Here is a 16,817-nt window from a genome sequence, read left to right on the forward strand (position 1 = left end):
CGCAGGTCAGGTGCCGCGGGTCAGGCGGACGGCAGTTGCCAGGGGTCTGGAGGATCGGCCCGGTACGTCTGCGAGAGCGCGCGAAACTCCTGCGGTGCCATGCCATAGGCCCGGCGAAAGGCGCGGGTGAAGTCCGACGCGCTCTTGAAGCCGACCGCATAGGCCACGTCCGTCACCATCATGTGCGGGTAGCGGGCGAGCTCGTCGGCGGCCTGGCGCAGCCGCAGGTGCCGGATGTAGGCGCCCAGGCCCCCTTCGTGCTGGAACATGCGGTAGACCGTCGGGCGCGGCAGGTGCAGCGCGCTGAGCACGCCCTCGGGCGTGAGCTCGGCGCGGTGCAGGTTTGCCTGGATGTGGCGCCGCACCCGGCCGAACAGCGCGGCCCGTGCCGCCGAGCGCGCATTGCCGCTCAGGCCCGCCTGCTTGCCGAAGGCCGCGACCACCAGTTGCGCGGCCGTGCGCACGGCGCTGTCGGCCGCGGCGGCGGTCATGGCCGAGATGTTGGCGCCCAGGGCGGCCACGTGTTCGAGCGCCAGCCGCGTGAGCGGCGACGTGTCCTGCACCGTGCGGCCGTGGATGGCCTCGGGGTCGGGAAAGGTCTCCTGCACCAGCGCGGCCGGCACGAAGAAGGTCAGCACCCGGCAGTGGCTGCGCCGCATGCGCACCGGCTGGTTCATGTCCAGCGCCAGGATCTTCGCGGTGGGGATGGCGGCGGACGCGCCGTGCCGCAGCGCGATGTCGTCGACGCCGCCCTCGGCAAACACGTGGAAGACGTAGTCGCGCACGCTGTCCGTGGAAATGCGCGCCAGCGAGCGCTCCAGCAGCATCGCGTCGGAGCGGCAATCGGTGAAGAGGAGGCCCTCGACCTTGTAGCGATCGATCTGTGCGTTGAAGGGGTGCTCGACGTCGGCCCTGGACGGCAGCACGTCGATCACGTGCCCCACGCGCTCCCGCCAGGCCAGCAGTTGCCGCTGCCGCGGCTCACCCAGCACGCTGAAGTGGCTGTGCGCCACGCCGCCGCCGTGTGCCGCAAGCAAGGAGGCCGGGGAGGTGCCTCGGGGGGGCAGAAGGGTCATTGGGAGGGAAAGTTCGCGAGCTGCGACGGCGAGGTTCCTGCACCAATGAACGGGAAAAACCGTTAAAAAAAGCGCAGAACCGGCGGAATTCTCTCAATAAGTGAGACGGACGGTCAAGTCCGCCGAACCGGTGCGACCACTCTTGCCTTCGCGCGGCCGCATGGCCGAACCCGATTTCTTGAGCGAGCGAGTACTGAAATGCCCACAGGAAAAACCGATCCCTCTGCAACTGTTGCAACCGCCGCCACTGCAGGTACGTTCGGTCATCTCTACAACGAGGCCGACGAGGACGAGTTGGCCGCCCTGATGTTTTCCATGGAGCGCGGCGAAGCGCCCGGCGCCACGCGCATCGCGCGCCACATGCTGGCCCTGATCGCCGCGGCCGCGAAATCCCGCGCGCCCTCGGCCATCGAGACGAAGCCGCGCGCGGACGCCGCATCGCCCGCCGGCGAGGCGCCGTCGGGCGGGCCGCTGTCGCCGCGCGAGCTGCAGGTGCTGCAGCTGGTGTCGCAGGGGTGGACCAACCGCCGGATCGCCCAGGCGCTCAGCCGCTCGGGCAACACCATCGACACGCAGATCAAGAGCATCTACCGCAAGCTCGACGTCAACTCGCGGACCCGGGCGGTTCGCAAGGCGATGGAGCTGGGCCTGCTGAGCTGGGACGCAGGCCGCGCGCAATAGCAATGGCCGGTTCCGCCGGTTCCGCCGGTTCCGCCGGCTCGTGCGAGCGCGTCAGGCGCCGCTGCGTGCCGCGGCGCGCGCCAGCTGCGACAGGCGCTTGACCAGCGGCTCGAAAAGCTCCGCCGACGTGTTGCCGTAGCCCAGCACCAGCCCGTTGTCCGATGGCAGCGGCTGCACCGCGAAGCTCGACAGGGCCACGGGCGCCAGGTGGTGGCGCAGGGCCTCGGCGGCGATCTGCCGGTCGTCGAAGCGGGGCGGCAGGCGCACGGTCAGGTGCAGGCCGCAGTAGCCGCCGTCGATCTCGTGCGGCACTTTCAGGTGCCGGGTCAGCGCCAGCCGCAGCGCCTGCTGCCGGTCGCGGTACAGCCGCCGCATGCGGCCCAGGTGCCGGCCGAACTGCCCGCTCTCGATGAAGTCGGCCATGGCCAGCTGCTCGTGGCGGTGGCCGCCCCGCAGCATTTCCTCCAGCGGCGCCTGCACGCCGGCCACGAGCTGCTCGGGCAGCACGAGGAAGCCCAGCCGCAGCGACGGGAACATCGTCTTGCTGAAGGTGCCGATGTAGAGCACGGGCGCATCGGGCACCAGCCCCTGCATCGCGCCGATGGGCTCGCCGGTGTGGCGGAACTCGCTGTCGTAGTCGTCTTCGATGATCCAGGCGCCGTGCGCTCGCGCCTGCGCGATCAGCGCGAGCCGGCGCGCGATGCCCAGCACCGCGCCGGCCGGGTACTGGTGCGAGGGCGTCGTGTAGACCAGGCGCGGCGGGTGCTCGCGCCAGTCCCGCGCGCTCGCGCAGAGGCCCTCGGCATCGACGCGGATGGGCACCATGCGCAGGTCGCCGGCGCGCATGGCCGACTTCACGCCGCGGTAGCCGGGCTCTTCGATCCAGCCCGTTTCGCCGGGGTTCGACAGCAGCCGCACGCACAGCGAGATGGCCTCCTGCGCGCCTTCGGCGATGACGACCTGCCGCGGCGCGCACCGCACGCCGCGCGCGATCGCCAGGTGCCGCGCGATGGCCGCGCGAAGCCGGGGCTCGCCCAGCGGGTTGCCGTAACCGAGCGTGGCCGGGCTCGCGGTGCGGATGGCGCGGTCGAGCGCGCGCCGCCAGGCCGCCGCGGGAAAGTGCGAGAGGGCCGGCACGCCGGGGCGCAAGGCCGCGTCGGGTTCGGTGAAGGGCGTGCCGGGCTTGATGGCGGCCAGGCGCCGCGCGGTGGCGGGCGTGGCGGGCGTGACGGCCGATTTGCCGGCGCGCCGGGGCAGGGCGGGCGACGACAGCTCGGTCACCCGCGTGCCCTGGCGGTCGGGCTGCACGTAGCCCTCGGCGGCCAGGTGCTCGTAGGCGGCGGTGACGGTGTTGCGCGAAATGGCGAGCGCCTCGGCCAGCGCGCGCGAGCCGGGCAGCCGGCTGCCCGGGGCGAGGCGGCCGTCGAGGATGGCGCGCTTCAGGCGCTCGTGCAGCTGGCGCTGCATCGGGCCGGCGTCGCGGTCCCTGGCGAGCGGGGATTCGAGCAGTGCGGCGAGGTCTGGCGGGTTCGGCATGAAAGCGATGGGCGGGCGTGGCACCACGAAATTAGCGCATCGTGGTACTTTTCATGGCGCCACGGTGGGCGTACTTTACCGTTCTCCGGCATCGCCGCTTCCTCGCTCCTGAAAGACTCTTCATTCATGCCAGCCCGCCATAACGAATTCGGTCAATCCCTCGGCCCCCTCATGCCCGAATGGAGCGCCCGCCCGCTGCCGCCGCGCGAGCCCGTCGAAGGCCGCTGCTGCACGCTCGAGCCGGTGAACGCCGCGAAGCACGCCGACGACCTGCACGCCGCCTACGCGCAGGCCCCCGATGCCCGCGACTGGACCTACCTGGGCGTGGAGCGGCCCGCCGATCCGAATGCCATGCGCGCCCACGTCGAGCGCCTTGCGCAAACCACCGACCCGCTGCATTTCGCCGTCATCGACAGGCAGAGCGGCCGGGCCATCGGCACGCTGTCGCTGATGCGCATCGACGCGGCGAACGGCGTGATCGAGGTCGGGCACGTCAATTTCTCGCCGCTGCTGAAACACACGCCCATGTCCACCGAAGCGCAGTACCTGCTGATGAAGCTGGTCTTCGACGTGCTGGGCTACCGGCGCTACGAATGGAAGTGCGACAGCTTCAACGAGCCCTCCAAGCGCGCGGCAGCCCGCCTGGGCTTCCAGGCCGAGGGCGTATTCCGGCAGTACAGCATCTACAAGGGGCGCAGCCGCGACGCGGCATGGTTCTCGGTCATCGACAGCGAATGGCCCGTGCTGCGCACGGCCTTCGAGCGCTGGCTCGCGCCGGAGAACTTCGATGCGCAGGGCAAGCAGCGCATGGCGCTGGACAAGTTCCGGCTGCCGCGCGCGGACTGAGGGCAGGGCCTACATGGCCTTGCGCGCCTTCGCCGATTTCCTTGCGGGCGCCTTCTTCGCCGCCGCATGCGCGCCCGGCCCGGGCAACTGCTCGCGCAGGTAAGCCAGGAAGGTGCGCACCACCTCCGGCAGCGTGCGGTCGGCCAGCGTCTGCAGCTCGACCGCGCGGCCGCGCATGCCGGGCTCGCGGATCTCGGCCGCGTGCAGCTCTCCGCGCTGCACGCGCTCGCGCACGGTGATCTCTCCGGTGATGGCGAGGCCGCCGCCATGCAGCACGAAATTGGCGAGCGCCTCGAAGCGGTTGCTCACCAGCACGGGCTCGAACACCAGGCCGCGGTTGCTGCAGCCCACGTCGAACAACTGGCGCACGGTGTTCTCGGGGCTGCTGAGCGCGATGGGAAAGGGGTGCATCTGCGCGAGCGTCACGCTGCGCGACTTCGCCAGCGCATGGTCGGGCCGCATGATCGCGAACACCGAGGCCGACTGGCGATGCTCGACCCGGATGCCGCGCACCGCCGCGCGGCTGTAGGTGAGGCCGATGTCCGCCTCGCCGAGCAGCACGGCATCGCTCACCTGCGTCGGGCCGGTGGCATCGAGGCGGAACCGCACGCCCGGGTACTCCTGGCGGAACGCCGCGATGGTGCGCGGCAGGAACTCATTGGCAAAGCCCGAAGAACAGGCGATGCGCACCCGCCCGCTCAGCGGCCCCTGCAGCGCCTGGATGTCCGAGAGCACGCGCTCGGCCTCCAGCGCGCCGCGCAGCGCGTGCGCCGCCAGCAGCTCGCCCGCGGCGCTGGGCACCATGCCGCGCGGGCGGCGTTCGAAGAGCGGCACCCCGAGCAGCGCTTCCAGCGTGGCCACCTGGCGGCTCACGGCCGAGATGCTGACGTTCAGCCGCGCGGCCGCCTCGGTGAGCGAGCCGGTGCGGGCCACTTCGAGGAAGTAGCGCAGCGAGGTTTCCTGGAGGCGGCGGCTTGGCATTGGGAGTCGGGGCGGCGGTGCGCGAGGTTTGCGGGAAACGCAAAGGTAGCTCAAGAAAATAGCAATTGCCGAAAAGGTGCGCGCTTTTTATGCTGCGCGGATACCCCGTTCTCCACTTGCTCCCTCTGCACTGCCAACCCATGCCCATCGATTCCGCATCCACTCGCTCCTGTCGAACTCCTCGCCGCCTGATGGCGCTTGTGCCTGCGGCTGTCCTGATGCTGGGACACGGCCTCGCAGCGTCGGCCGAACTCTCCCCGGCCCTCGCCGAGCGCCATGCGCAGGCCACCTACCGCGAGTACTTCGAACTGCTGGCCCTGCCCAACGACGCTACCGTGCCGGAAGACATCCGCAAGAACGTCGAGTGGCTGGAGCAGGCCTTCCAGAAGCGCGGCTTCAAGACGCAGCAGCTGCCCAACAACGGCAAGCCGATGCTCTATGCCGAGTTCCCGGGCAACGACCCCGCGCGCAAGACGGTGCTCTTCTACATGCACCTGGACGGCCAGCCGGTCATTCCCGCCCAGTGGGCGCAAAAGAGCCCGTGGACGCCCGTGCTCAAGCGCAAGACGGAGAAGGGCGAGTGGGAAGAGATCGATTCGGCCCCGCTCTTCAGCGGCCCGCTCGACCCCGAGTGGCGCGTGTTCGGCCGGGCCTCGGCCGACGACAAGGGCCCGATCATGATGCTGCTGGCCGCCATCGATGCGCTGAAGGCGGGCGGCGGGCAGCCGGCGGTGAACGTGAAGGTGATCCTGGACAGCGAGGAAGAAAAAGGCTCCCCCTCGATCAGCCAGGTCATGCAGGCGCACCGCGAACTGTTGCGCAGCGACGCCATCGTGATCCACGACGGCCCCATGCACGCGACCAACCGGCCCACGCTGGTGTTCGGCAACCGCGGCGCGGCCGACGCGCGGCTCACCGTGTACGGCGCCAAGGTGCCGCTGCACAGCGGGCACTACGGCAACTACGCGCCCAACCCGGCGCAGCGCCTGGCGAGCCTCTTGGCCTCGATGAAGGACGACACGGGGCGGGTGACCGTTCCCGGCTACTACGACCACGTGAAGATCGGCGAGGCCGACCGCAAGATCATGGCCGCCGTGCCCGACGACGAGGTGGCGCTCAAGCGGCGCCTGGGCATCGCGCGCACCGACCGCGTCGGCGCCAACTACCAGGAGGCGATGCAGTACCCCTCGCTGAACGTGCGCGGCATGGCCTCGGCCGCCGTGGGCGACAAGGTGGCGAACATCGTCCCCGACAAGGCCGAGGCCGAGATGGACCTGCGCACCACGCCCGATTCCGATGCGCCTTACCTGGGCAAGCTGATCGAGGCGCACATCGTCAAGCAGGGCTACCACCTCGTGAAGGGCGCGCCGACCGACGAGGAGCGCGCCCGCTACGACAAGCTCGCCAGCTTCAGCTACCGCAGCGAGGGCGCCGACGCGGCGGGCTCGCCGATCAATTCACCGATCGGCCAATGGGCCTACAAGGCGCTGACCGACACCTTCGGCGCCACGCCCGCGCCGGTGCGCATCCGCATGATGGGCGGCACCGTGCCGACGGCGGAAATCGTGCGGGTGCTGCAGGTGCCCTTCGCGATCATTCCGCTGGTGAACGCCGACAACAACCAGCACGCGGCGAACGAGAACCTGCGCATGGGCAACTACGTGACCGGCGTGCAGACCGTCTACGCGCTGATGACGCACGGGCTCTGAGCGAACGGGGCGCTCGCAGCCCCCTCCTTTCAGGCCTGCTTGCCGGGCTTCTGCGCCGCTTCGCACTTCACCTGGATCAGCTCGCGCTCGGCCAGCGTCTCGCCGATGCGCACCGCGCTCAGGCACCCGCCCCAGACGCAGCCCGTGTCGGTGGAGAGCAGGTCGGGCCGCGAGAGCCAGCCGAGCGTGGACCAGTGGCCGAAGGCGACGGTGGCCGCCGCGGTCTTGCGGCCCGGCACGTCGAACCACGGCAGGAGGCCCTCGGGGGCGGGGATGGCGCCGTCCTTGGTCTCGAACTCCATCTCGCCTTCGGGCGTGCAGTAGCGAAGGCGCGTGAGCGCATTGACGATCACGCGCAGGCGCGCGCTGCCGGTGAGCGCGTCGCTCCATTGCGCGGGCTCGTCGCCGTACATGGTGAGGAGGAAGTCGCCCAGCGCCGGGCCGCGCAGCACCGATTCGACCTCCGACGCGAGGGCGAGCGTGTCGCCCACGGTCCACTGCGGCAGCACGCCGGCGTGGACCATGAGCAGGTCGCCGCCCCCGACCTGCATGTGCAGTGCCATGTGCTGGTGGCGCACCCAGTCGAGCATCGCCTCGCTGTCGGGCGCGGCCAGAAGGCCGGCCAGCGTGTCCTTGCGGCCGGCCTTGCGCGCGCCGTGCGCCACGCCCAAGAGGTGCAGGTCGTGGTTGCCCAGGAGGCTCCGCGCCGAGGCGCCGTAGCCCTGCACGCGCCGCAGCACGGCGGCCGATTCCGGCCCCCGGTTGACCAGGTCTCCGAGCAGCACGAGGGTGTCGCGGCTGGGGGAGAAATCGATCTCGCCGAGCAGCCGCCCGAGGGCAGGGTCGCAGCCCTGCACGTCGCCGATACAGTAAAGTGCCATTCCCTCATTCTCTCCCCCTGTTCATGGATGTCTTCCTGCTGGCCTTGCTGACCACCCTCAATGCGGTGTTCGCAATGTCCGAAATGGCCCTTTCAACCAGCCGGCGCGCACGCCTCGCAGCCCTGGCCGAAACGGGGGACACCGGCGCGGCCGCCGCGCTGAAATTGATGGAATCGCCCACGCAATTCCTCTCGACCGTGCAGATCGGCATCACCTCGATCGGCATGTTGAGCGGCATCGTCGGCGAGGCCGCCTTCGCCGCGCCGCTGGCGGTGTGGATGGAAAGCGTGGGCATGGGCGCGGGCACCGCCAGCATCGCCTCCACCGCGGTGGTGGTGACCTGCATCACCTTCTTCACGATCATCTTCGGCGAGCTGGTGCCCAAGCGCATCGGCCAGCTGTATCCCGAGCCGGTGGCGCGCTGGGTGTCGCGCCCGATGCGAGGTTTGGCCAAGGGCGCCAAGCCCTTCGTGTGGCTGCTGGCCGGCGCCACGGCCACCATGCTCAAGGTGCTGCGCATCGATGCCAATGCGGCGCGCTCGGTGACCGAAGAAGAAATCTCGGCCAGCCTCGAAGAAGGCGTCGATGCCGGCGTGATCGAGCAGCACGAGCACCAGATGGTGCGCAACGTGTTTCACCTGGACGACCGGCGCCTGTCGTCGCTCATGATCCCGCGCGCCGACATCGAATGGCTCGACGCCTCCAACACCGTGTCGCAGGCGCTGCAGAAGGTGGCGGATGCCGCCGCGCTCAACCTCGTGCACTCGTGGTACCCCGTCTGCCGCAACTCGCTGGACGACGTGGTCGGCGTGATCAGCGTGGCGCACCTGCTGCGCCTGGGTTCCGCCCACAAGGGCGTGCTCGGCCAGGAGGCCACGCCCGCGGTGTTCGTGCCCGAGACGCTCACCGGCATGGAGCTGCTCGAGCAGTTCCGCGCCCGTGCCGGCCGGCTGGTGTTCGTGGTCGACGAGTACGGCGTGGTGCAGGGCCTCATGACCCCGCGCGACCTGCTCGAAGCCATCACCGGCGAGCTGCAGCCCGGCATGCAGACCGACGCCTGGGCGCGGGAGCGCCCCGATGGCGTGTGGGAGCTGGACGGACTCATGCCCGTGTCGGAGTTGCGTGCGCGCCTCGGTATCCGCGAACTGCCCGAAGAAGAGCGCGGCCGCTACAACACGGTGGCAGGCCTTTTGATGTCGGTGTCGGGCCGCCTGCCTGGGGTGAGCGAACGCATCGAATGCGCGGGATGGATCTTCGAGATCGTGGCGCTTGAAGGCCGCCGCATCGACCGCGTGCTGGCCTCGCCCGACCCCGCGGCGCCGCGCGACGAATAGGCAGGCACGAGGCGCCATGCTGTCATTGCTCGCACTGAGCTGCCCGCAATGCTCCGCGCCGTTGCCGCGCGCCGCGCGGTGGCGCACCGTCAACTGCAGCTACTGCGGCGCGACCATCACGCGCGGCGAGGAAACGGTGGAGCGCGAGAGCTTCCGCGCGGCCTGGCGGCGCGCCAATGCGGGCACGGCGAGCGGGCGCATCGTGCGTATCGAGAAATTGCGCGGCGCGCGCTACCGCGTGCTGGCGCCGCTGGGCTTGGGCGAGCACAGCGAAGTGCTGTTCGCCGAACGGCTTGGCGCGGTGCCCGAGCGCGTCACCCTGAAGCTCGCACGCGAGGCATCGGACAACGATGTGTTGCTGCGCGAAGGCGCGGTGCTGCAGGCGCTGCAAAGCCTGTCGGTTCCGGGCGCCGCCTACTTCACGCGCCGGCTGCCGCAACCGTTGGGCACGGGCATCGCCGAGGGCCTGGGCGACGGCAAGCGCCAGGCGCTGGTGCTGCGCCATCCGACCGGTTTCTGGGGCAGCCTGCAGGACGTGCAGCAGGCCAACCCGCAAGGCATCGACGCGCGCCACGCCGTGTGGATCTGGCGCCGCATGCTCGAGGTGCTGGCCTTCGTGCACGGCGCCGGCTGGACGCACCGCGACCTTTCGCCCGCGCATGCACTCGTGCATCCGCGCGACCACGGCGTGCTGATCGTCGGCTGGTCAGAGGCGCGGCAGGCCTCGGGTTCCGCGCATGCGGCCGCGGCGGCGCGCGATCTCGCGCAAGCCGCGTGGACCGTGCGCGCAGTGATGCACGGCGGCGCGGCCGGCGACCCCGGCTTCGGTACACGCACACCCGCGCCATTGGCCGCACTGCTGCGCCAGTGCAGCGAAGACACCGCCTCCTGCGAGCGCCTCGGCGCGCAGGGCATCGAGCAGGCGCTGTCGGCCGCATCGCGCGAAGCCTTCGGAGCGCCGCAGTTCGTTCACTTCGATCCCGCGCCGCGTGCCGGCGGCTGACCGACATTCCATTCAAGGAGCACCCATGGGTTACGGAAACTACTCGCACGCCGCGCACACCGCGCTGATCGCCGACCGCGCCGCCAAGCCCGGCGCCGAGGTGTTCACGCAAACCGCGACGCATGCGCTGATGAACCCGCACGGCCTGAAGGTGCGCGAGTCGCGCGACAACGCCGACCACCCCAACTCGCTGGGCATCGTGTTCGCGCTCGACGTCACGGGCTCCATGGGCGACATCCCGCAGACCCTCGCGCGCCGCGAGCTGCCCACCTTCATGAAGCTCCTGACGGACTGCGGCGTGGCCGACCCCCAGCTCATGTTCATGGCCATCGGCGACGCCACCTCCGACCGTGCGCCGCTGCAGGTCGGCCAGTTCGAATCGACCGCCAACCTCATGGACCAATGGCTCACCTGGAGCTACCTGGAAGGCGGCGGTGGCGGCAGCGGCGAAGAGAGCTACGAGCTGGCCTTCTACGTGATGGCGCAGCACACCGACATGGACTGCTGGGTCAAGCGCAAGAAGCGCGGCTACCTGTTCGTGACCGGCGACGAGCTGCCGTACCCGGCGGTGTCGCGCCACCAGATCGAGGGCCTCATCGGCGAGAAGCTCGACGAGGACATTCCCATCGAGGAAGTCATCGCCGCCGCGGCCGAGACCACGAACCTGTTCTTTTTGATCCCCGACGCGCAGCGCCGCCGCCGCTGCGAGCCGCGCTGGCGCGAGCTGCTGGGCGATCACGTCATCTGCATGGATTCGCCCGACGACGCCTGCGCCGTGGCGGCCGGCATCGTCGCGCTCACCGAGAAGGCCGTGCCCAACCTGGAGGGCCTGGCCAAAGTGATGGGCGCGACCGGCATGGCCAAGGAGCGCGTGGGCGGCGTGCTGCATGCGCTCGATGCGTATGCCGCGCTGCTCGACCCGACCGCGCCGCGCCGCGCGCCGCCGGCCGCGAGCGGGCCGCGCTCGTCGTGGTGGAAGCGGCTGTTCGGCTGAACGGCTGAACACCGTGTGACCACCGCCGCGCCCACGCGCTACGTTTCGCTGCTGGGCCTGGGCTTCGGGGACTGCGGCAAGGGCCTCTTCACCGACCACCTGTGCGGCGCGTGGCGGGCGCACACGGTGGTGCGCTTCAACGGCGGTGCGCAGGCTGGCCACAACGTGGTGCTGTCCGATGGACGGCATCACACCTTCTCGCAGTTCGGCGCCGGCAGTTTTCATGCGGGCGTGGCGACGGTGCTCGCGAGTCCGGTGGTGGTGCATCCGACGGCGCTGCGCGTCGAGGAAGAAGCGCTGCGCCGCGTGGGCGTGACCGATGCCTTCGCGCGCCTGCTGATCGATGGGCGCTGCCGCGTGACCACGCCGTTCCACCAGGCCGCGGGCCGGCTGCGCGAATGGGCGAGGGGCGCGGCGGCGCATGGCACGTGCGGCGTGGGTGTCGGCGAGACGGTGCGGCAGGCACTGGCTGCGCCCGGAGATGCCTTGCGCTACGGAGACCTCATGCACCGTGCGCAGGCGCTCGAAAAACTGGAGGCTTCGCGTGTGGCGCTGCGCCGCGAATTCGCGGAAGTGACGCCATCGCATGCCGAGGCTGCGCAAGAACTGGCATTGCTCGGCGATGCCTCGCTCGCCCAACGCTGGCTCGATGCCGCTGCGCCCTGTGTCCGCCTGTCGCCGCCCGCTGGCGCCGACGCCATCGGCGCACGGCTCGCGCAGCCCGGCACCGTGCTGTTCGAAGGCGCGCAGGGCGTGCTGCTGGACGAATGGCGCGGCTTTCATCCGCACACCACGTGGAGCACGATCTCCACGGCCGCTGTCGAAGCCGTGCTGCGTGACTTGGGCATCGATGCGCCCGTGCAGCACCTGGGCGTGCTGCGCAGCTACCTCACGCGCCACGGCCCGGGGCCGCTGCCCACGCACGATCGCGCACTCGACGCGCGATTCGCCGAGCCGCACAACGCCGACGAAGGCTGGCAGGGCGCGTTCCGCCGCGGCCATCCCGATGCGGTGCTGCTGCGCTATGCGCTTGCCGCAGCCGGGCCGCTCGACGGGTTGGTGGTGAGCCACCTCGATGCCGTCGAAGGCGCGGGCTTGCGCTGGTGCACGGGCTACCGCAGCGCCGACGGCGCAAGCGTCGCGTCGCTGCCATTCATCGACATGCCGGACCTCGAACGCCAACGCGCATTGACCTTGTTGCTGCAGGGCGCACAGCCCCTCTACGATGGGCACCCCATCGCCACCGCGCAAGCATGGGTGCAGCGCGTGGAAGCCCTCAGTGGGCTGCCCGTGCGATTCGGCGCCTTCGGCCCGACACGCGATACCGTGCGTGCGCGCGAACGCATTGGAGATCCCGCATGACGCACAACATCCCCTTGATCGTCGGCGCTGCGCTCAGCGCCATTGCCGCGCTGCTGCACCTCTGCGTCATCGTCGGCGGTCCCGCGTGGTACCGCTTCTTCGGAGCGGGCGAGCGCATGGCAAAGGGCGCGGCGGCCGGGCACTGGTATCCACCGATCCTCACGCTGATGATCGCCTGCGTGCTGGCGATCTGGGCCGCCTATGCGCTCTCCGGTGCGGGTGTGCTGCAGCCGCTGCCGTTGCTGGCTTTCGTGCTGCCCGCGATCACCGCGGTCTACCTGCTGCGGGGGCTCGTTGCGGCGGCGCTGTTCCTGTTCGACCGGCCGCGCCTGAGCGCCTTCTGGGTGTGGAGCTCGGCCATCTGCCTCGTGTTCGGCCTCGTGCACCTGCTGGGGCTGGTGCAGGTCTGGGAGACGCTGTGAACCACAGCGGCACCCGTCCTCGAGCGACTACGCCGACGCTTCGAACCCGGGCGCCTGGCTCATTTCCGACGGCTTGTAGATCTTGTGCTGCGCGATCGGGGTGCCCGCATCGGAAACCACCAGCAGGCGCCAGAGCGGCTCGCGCACCGACGAGGCCTGCTCCTCGCTCGTGAGCTGGAACTTGGGCGATGCGGTGGAGGTGCCCTTCACCACGACGCGCAGCAGCGTCGCGCCTTTCGCGTTCGACACCTCGATGCCGAAGCCGATGTTCTTGCCGGTCAGGTCCTCGGCGTTGTAGCCGTAGCCCTTGAAGTGGCGCATCACGTAGTCCATCGCGGCGGCCTGGACTTCCTCGCGCGAAGCCGGCGGGGGAGGGGCCGCGACGTCCGGCTCGGCCTCGGCCACGACGGGCACGCTGCCGCGCGCCGTGGCGGCCTTCACTTCCGCCTCGTCGGGCGTCCAGCCGCGCGCACCGCGCACCAGCACCGCGAACTGCTGCTCCGGCTCCCAACTGGCGACGTGCCATTCGGCATCGTCGCGCACGCGCGTGGACACCTTGGCGGCCTTGTTGCTCTCCAGCTCGGCAATGGCGACCCGGTTGGTCTGCAGCACGGCGCGAAAGCCCTGGTCTGCGTCGAAGGTGCGCTTGAGCAGTGCAAGGCGGTCCTTCGCGCGCTGGACCTGGAAGGCACTGCGCGTGCCGCCGCCCGGGCGATGCTGCGTGTCGAGCGATTCGAGGCAGAACCAGCGCCCGCCGGCGCCCACGCTCACGTATTCCGCCCAGACGGTGGCGATGACGTTGTCGCCCGTCGCCAGCCAGGCCTGGTCGAACGGCTTTTCCCGCGCGTCGAACACCCCCATCTTGGCGACGATCTCGACCGGCGTGAGCCGCGGTCCTGAGAGTCGCATCTCATCGATGACGGCGAGTACGTGGGGGTCGACTTCCTTGTCCATGCGGGTGGGTTCGTGGCGTGTTTGGGGGGTGGGAGTATGCCGCATCGGGGGCCGGGCCCGGCTGCGTGCGGGCCATCGCCCTTGCCGGGGCGGCCGCATTCGGCCATTCTTGCGCCGCGCGCTCGTTCGAGGAAAGGAATCGGCATGACCGGGACGGATCTCTCCCGCATCTATCGAAGCTACATCGCCTGCCTGAATGCACGGGACTGGCCGAGCCTGGGCCAATTCGTTCACGCCGAGGCCCACCACAACGGCCGGCGCATCGGCCTGTCCGGCTATCGCGCGATGCTGGAGAGAGACTGCGACGAGATCCCCGATCTGCATTTCGACATCCGCCTCGTCGTCGCCGAGCCGCCGCATATCGCCAGCCGGTTGCAGTTCGACTGCACCCCGAAGGGCGTGTTTCTCGGGCTGCCCGTGAACGGCCGGCGAGTCTCTTTCACCGAGAACGTGTTCTACGAATTCCTTGACACAAGGATCGTGAACGTCTGGTCCGTCATCGACAAGGCGGCCATCGAGGCCCAACTCGTGAACGGCGGGAAAAACGCTGCACCGGAACCATCGAAATCGCAAGGCCGATAGCGGGCCAGGCCTCGCAAAATGTCGCACCGCATGCGTCCGACATCTCTTCGTTCTAGACTGGAACCCATGGCAAGAGGCATCGTGGTTACCTTCGTCTCGCGACGCAATTCCCTTCGCAGCAAGTTGGCGCATGCCAGCCTTGCGCACCTGGGCGGCGGCCGGTTCACGGTGCTCTCGTGCGGCCAGCCCGGAAAGGTCGTCGCGGACATTCACCCCGCCGCCGTCGCCGCGCTCCAGAACGCAGGCATTCCGCCGCTCGATGCGCCGCCGCGCAGCTGGAACGACCTGACCGCATCGGGCGCGCCGCGCGCGGAGTTCGTCATCACGCTGGACGAATCCACCCTTTCTTCCCAGCCGCGCTGGCCCGGCCAGCCCGATTCGGCGCTGTGGGCCTTCCCCGACATTGCCGCCATCGGCAACCCCGAAGACGCGGTGCGCGCCGCCATCCAGATGATGTTCGTGCTGCGCCGGCGCCTGGAGCTGTTCGTGAGCCTGCCGCTGCACGGCGCGGACCGCGCGGCGATCCGTTCGGACCTGCGGGACCTGGCGCACATGCGCTAGGCCGATCGGGCCGCAGCGGCCTTCACATCGGCGGCATCCGCTCGAACTTCGTCAGCGCGGGGTCCAGGAAATCCCATGCATGCCCGCGCACGCCGTAGGTGACTGCCTGCGGCCGATAGCGGCCCGGGTCGTCCAGGCTCGCGGCATGCACGGTGAACACGTCGGGCATCGCGGCGAAAGTCATGTACACGGGCGATCCGCAATGCGGGCAGAACGCGCGCGTCTTCACGTTGCCGCTGTCGGCGACCATGTCCCACAGCGTCGCATCGCCACTGTGCTTCACGCCGCCGCGCGCAAAGGTGAGGTACGAGCCGTGGCCCGTGCCGCTTTTGCGCTGGCAGTCGCGGCACTGGCAGTCGTTCTGGAAGACGGGCTCGCCGGAGATCTCGTAGCGGATCGCGCCGCATGCGCAGCCGCCGGTGTAGGGGTGGTTCATTTCTCGTGTCCTTTCGATGGTCGTGTCGGCTTGGCCCGGGGGGCGGCTGGCCGGTGCCAGTACGCCGCGTGGCGCGATGACCAATCTATTCGAGCGAGAGGGCGACGAGGGAGTAACAAGATCGTCGTGAATTGCGAGGGCCGGTTTGCACCGGCGGTCGCGGGACAGGCCGATGGATATGATCGCGCTCCAAATCAAGGAGCGCATTCATGGGGGACAAGGTCCAGGGCGTGATCGCTATCGTGTGGGGTGGATGGGCGGTGACCCGCTGGATGAATCTCCCGCAGGCCGCTGCCGGCGCCGAGGCCGGCTACTCGGCCGGAAAATCCGCAGGCATGCTGTGCTTCGCCATCGCGTTGCTGGCGTTCGGGGCCTACAAGCTGTTCAAGCGCTAGGTCGCATCAGTGGCGCTGCCACTGGCGCTTTGCGCTTTGCCTTTTATCGAAGCCGGGCCTGAATGCTCTTCAGACCCGAGAGCCACGCAAGGTAGTCTTCATCGTCTTCGCCCAGCTCCGCCCACGTGTCGTGCCCATCCGCTTCGGGGTCGTCGATGATGGCCTGGATCGCATCGATGGCGGCTTGCTTGAGCGAAGCCGGCGGGGCGGCCTTTCCCGCGCACCATGCGATGACATCCGGATGGACGTCGGCGCCGTCCTTTCCGCTGAGCACTGCGAGCACCGCACCGGCTGCAATGACGCTTTCCGTCGAGCCCGAGGTCAATGTCTCCTCGATGAACGGCAGCGCACTGGGCGCTTCCTGCAACTGGCCAAACCAATCCAGCGCATCGTCATTGCCGAAGCTTTCCGAAGACCACGTGCCCATCGCCGAACTCCTGTGCTTGTGTTTGAAAGTGCGCGCAGCCTAGCATCAGAATATCCACAGACTCATGACAGAAGAGGATTTCCCATGGCAGTGATCGCGCAGGCGCAGCGGATGGCGCAACTGCAGCGGCTTGGCCTGTCCACGCCCTTGATGCGGCTGGCAGCCGGCGAATGCGTTCACGAGGCGTTCAGGGCAAGTTGCCTCGGGCCCGCGTTCTACGTCTATCACGGCGCCGATGTGCCAGCCGGCCCGCCATTGATTCCACTGTGGGACAGCGGTGACACCGTCTTCGGCGTGTGGGAAAAATCCGATGGCCTCGAGTTCATCCAATTCAGCATCGAGACTCCCGATGAATTCGAACGCATCGCCAGGACCGAGCAAGGGTTCTGGGCCACGCGCTTCGACTTCCTGTACGAATGCGACCTGCCCGACGAAGCGCTTCGACACGCCGCGGACTCGGTCGGGTTTCGATTTCTGGACCAACACCTGGCATCGAGAGAAGAAGCCGAGGATCGGCTCGACACGTTCCAGGGCCATCGGTCATGGCTTCAAGAACTGGTGGAGACGATCGACGAGGAAGTTCTTCCGCACCGGAAGAATTCGCCGGACGCCTGAACGCAACCCACGAGAACGCGCG

Annotated in this window: 19 protein-coding genes; 12 read left to right on the forward strand and 7 right to left on the reverse strand. The window is 69.4% G+C overall.

The genetic code is table 11. From position 1 onward, the window contains the following. Positions 1–20 precede the first annotated feature (20 nt). Entirely contained in the window at positions 21–1,076 is a 1,056-nt protein-coding gene (locus JC881_RS17105) for a helix-turn-helix transcriptional regulator (RefSeq protein ID WP_198786894.1), read from the reverse strand. 198 nt (positions 1,077–1,274) lie between these two features. Here JC881_RS17105 and JC881_RS17110 point away from each other — a divergent pair, with 198 nt between their 5' ends. Further along, positions 1,275–1,757, forward strand: coding sequence for a response regulator transcription factor (locus JC881_RS17110; RefSeq protein WP_198786895.1), 483 nt, complete (start codon positions 1,275–1,277; stop codon positions 1,755–1,757). Positions 1,758–1,808: 51 nt separating this feature from the next. On the opposite strand, the gene pdxR is transcribed toward JC881_RS17110, so the two are convergent. Further along, positions 1,809–3,293 (reverse strand): MocR-like pyridoxine biosynthesis transcription factor PdxR, encoded by a 1,485-nt coding sequence (pdxR, locus tag JC881_RS17115; RefSeq protein WP_198786896.1) that lies wholly within the window; start codon positions 3,291–3,293, stop codon positions 1,809–1,811. Positions 3,294–3,419: 126 nt separating this feature from the next. Between pdxR and JC881_RS17120 the strand changes: the two genes are divergently transcribed. After that, positions 3,420–4,139, forward strand: coding sequence for a GNAT family N-acetyltransferase (locus tag JC881_RS17120; protein WP_198786897.1), 720 nt, complete (start codon positions 3,420–3,422; stop codon positions 4,137–4,139). 9 nt (positions 4,140–4,148) lie between these two features. Here JC881_RS17120 and JC881_RS17125 read toward each other — a convergent pair whose 3' ends face one another. Continuing rightward, positions 4,149–5,120, reverse strand: coding sequence for a LysR family transcriptional regulator (locus JC881_RS17125; RefSeq protein ID WP_198786898.1), 972 nt, complete (start codon positions 5,118–5,120; stop codon positions 4,149–4,151). Positions 5,121–5,311: 191 nt separating this feature from the next. On the opposite strand from JC881_RS17125, the gene JC881_RS17130 reads away from it, so the two are divergent. Next, complete coding sequence (locus tag JC881_RS17130) at positions 5,312–6,829, forward strand: M20/M25/M40 family metallo-hydrolase (RefSeq protein WP_233101847.1); 1,518 nt, start codon at positions 5,312–5,314, stop codon at positions 6,827–6,829. 29 nt (positions 6,830–6,858) lie between these two features. Here JC881_RS17130 and JC881_RS17135 read toward each other — a convergent pair whose 3' ends face one another. Next, positions 6,859–7,710, reverse strand: a complete 852-nt coding sequence (locus JC881_RS17135) for a symmetrical bis(5'-nucleosyl)-tetraphosphatase (RefSeq protein ID WP_198786900.1) — start codon at positions 7,708–7,710, stop codon at positions 6,859–6,861. Between the two features lie 23 nt (positions 7,711–7,733). Here JC881_RS17135 and JC881_RS17140 point away from each other — a divergent pair, with 23 nt between their 5' ends. Genes JC881_RS17140 through JC881_RS17160 form a run of 5 tightly spaced genes read left to right on the forward strand, consistent with a single transcriptional unit; the run spans position 7,734 to position 12,825 of the window. After that, positions 7,734–9,044, forward strand: a complete 1,311-nt coding sequence (locus JC881_RS17140; protein WP_198786901.1) for a hemolysin family protein — start codon at positions 7,734–7,736, stop codon at positions 9,042–9,044. 16 nt (positions 9,045–9,060) lie between these two features. Then, complete coding sequence (locus JC881_RS17145) at positions 9,061–10,047, forward strand: protein kinase family protein (protein WP_198786902.1); 987 nt, start codon at positions 9,061–9,063, stop codon at positions 10,045–10,047. Between the two features lie 25 nt (positions 10,048–10,072). After that, positions 10,073–11,041, forward strand: coding sequence for a VWA domain-containing protein (locus JC881_RS17150; RefSeq protein WP_198786903.1), 969 nt, complete (start codon positions 10,073–10,075; stop codon positions 11,039–11,041). 15 nt (positions 11,042–11,056) lie between these two features. Continuing rightward, positions 11,057–12,403, forward strand: coding sequence for an adenylosuccinate synthetase (locus tag JC881_RS17155; protein ID WP_198786904.1), 1,347 nt, complete (start codon positions 11,057–11,059; stop codon positions 12,401–12,403). Beyond that, complete coding sequence (locus JC881_RS17160) at positions 12,400–12,825, forward strand: hypothetical protein (RefSeq protein WP_198786905.1); 426 nt, start codon at positions 12,400–12,402, stop codon at positions 12,823–12,825. Before JC881_RS17155 ends, JC881_RS17160 begins: the two co-directional genes overlap by 4 nt. Positions 12,826–12,852: 27 nt before the next feature. Here JC881_RS17160 and JC881_RS17165 read toward each other — a convergent pair whose 3' ends face one another. Further along, positions 12,853–13,779 carry a hypothetical protein gene (locus JC881_RS17165; RefSeq protein WP_198786906.1) on the reverse strand — a complete coding sequence of 309 codons (927 nt, stop codon included), beginning with the start codon at positions 13,777–13,779 and terminating at the stop codon, positions 12,853–12,855. Between the two features lie 144 nt (positions 13,780–13,923). Here JC881_RS17165 and JC881_RS17170 point away from each other — a divergent pair, with 144 nt between their 5' ends. Continuing rightward, positions 13,924–14,361 carry an ester cyclase gene (locus JC881_RS17170; RefSeq protein ID WP_198786907.1) on the forward strand — a complete coding sequence of 146 codons (438 nt, stop codon included), beginning with the start codon at positions 13,924–13,926 and terminating at the stop codon, positions 14,359–14,361. A 66-nt stretch (positions 14,362–14,427) separates the two neighbouring features. Further along, a complete protein-coding gene (locus tag JC881_RS17175; RefSeq protein WP_198786908.1) occupies positions 14,428–14,922 on the forward strand; it encodes a protein tyrosine phosphatase in 495 nt (164 codons plus the stop codon). A gap of 22 nt (positions 14,923–14,944) precedes the next feature. On the opposite strand, the gene JC881_RS17180 is transcribed toward JC881_RS17175, so the two are convergent. Further along, the gene (locus tag JC881_RS17180) at positions 14,945–15,358 is read right to left on the reverse strand and encodes a GFA family protein (protein WP_198786909.1); all 414 of its coding nucleotides are present in this window, start codon (positions 15,356–15,358) and stop codon (positions 14,945–14,947) included. A 209-nt stretch (positions 15,359–15,567) separates the two neighbouring features. Here JC881_RS17180 and JC881_RS17185 point away from each other — a divergent pair, with 209 nt between their 5' ends. Then, positions 15,568–15,753, forward strand: a complete 186-nt coding sequence (locus tag JC881_RS17185) for a hypothetical protein (protein ID WP_198786910.1) — start codon at positions 15,568–15,570, stop codon at positions 15,751–15,753. Between the two features lie 43 nt (positions 15,754–15,796). Here the strand turns inward: JC881_RS17185 and JC881_RS17190 are convergent, their stop codons facing one another. Next, entirely contained in the window at positions 15,797–16,180 is a 384-nt protein-coding gene (locus tag JC881_RS17190; RefSeq protein WP_198786911.1) for a DUF4259 domain-containing protein, read from the reverse strand. 84 nt (positions 16,181–16,264) lie between these two features. Here JC881_RS17190 and JC881_RS17195 point away from each other — a divergent pair, with 84 nt between their 5' ends. Beyond that, complete coding sequence (locus JC881_RS17195; protein WP_198786912.1) at positions 16,265–16,795, forward strand: hypothetical protein; 531 nt, start codon at positions 16,265–16,267, stop codon at positions 16,793–16,795. Positions 16,796–16,817: the final 22 nt, after the last annotated feature.

The organism is Variovorax sp. IB41 (assembly GCF_016405905.1).
GTDB lineage: Bacteria > Pseudomonadota > Gammaproteobacteria > Burkholderiales > Burkholderiaceae_C > Variovorax.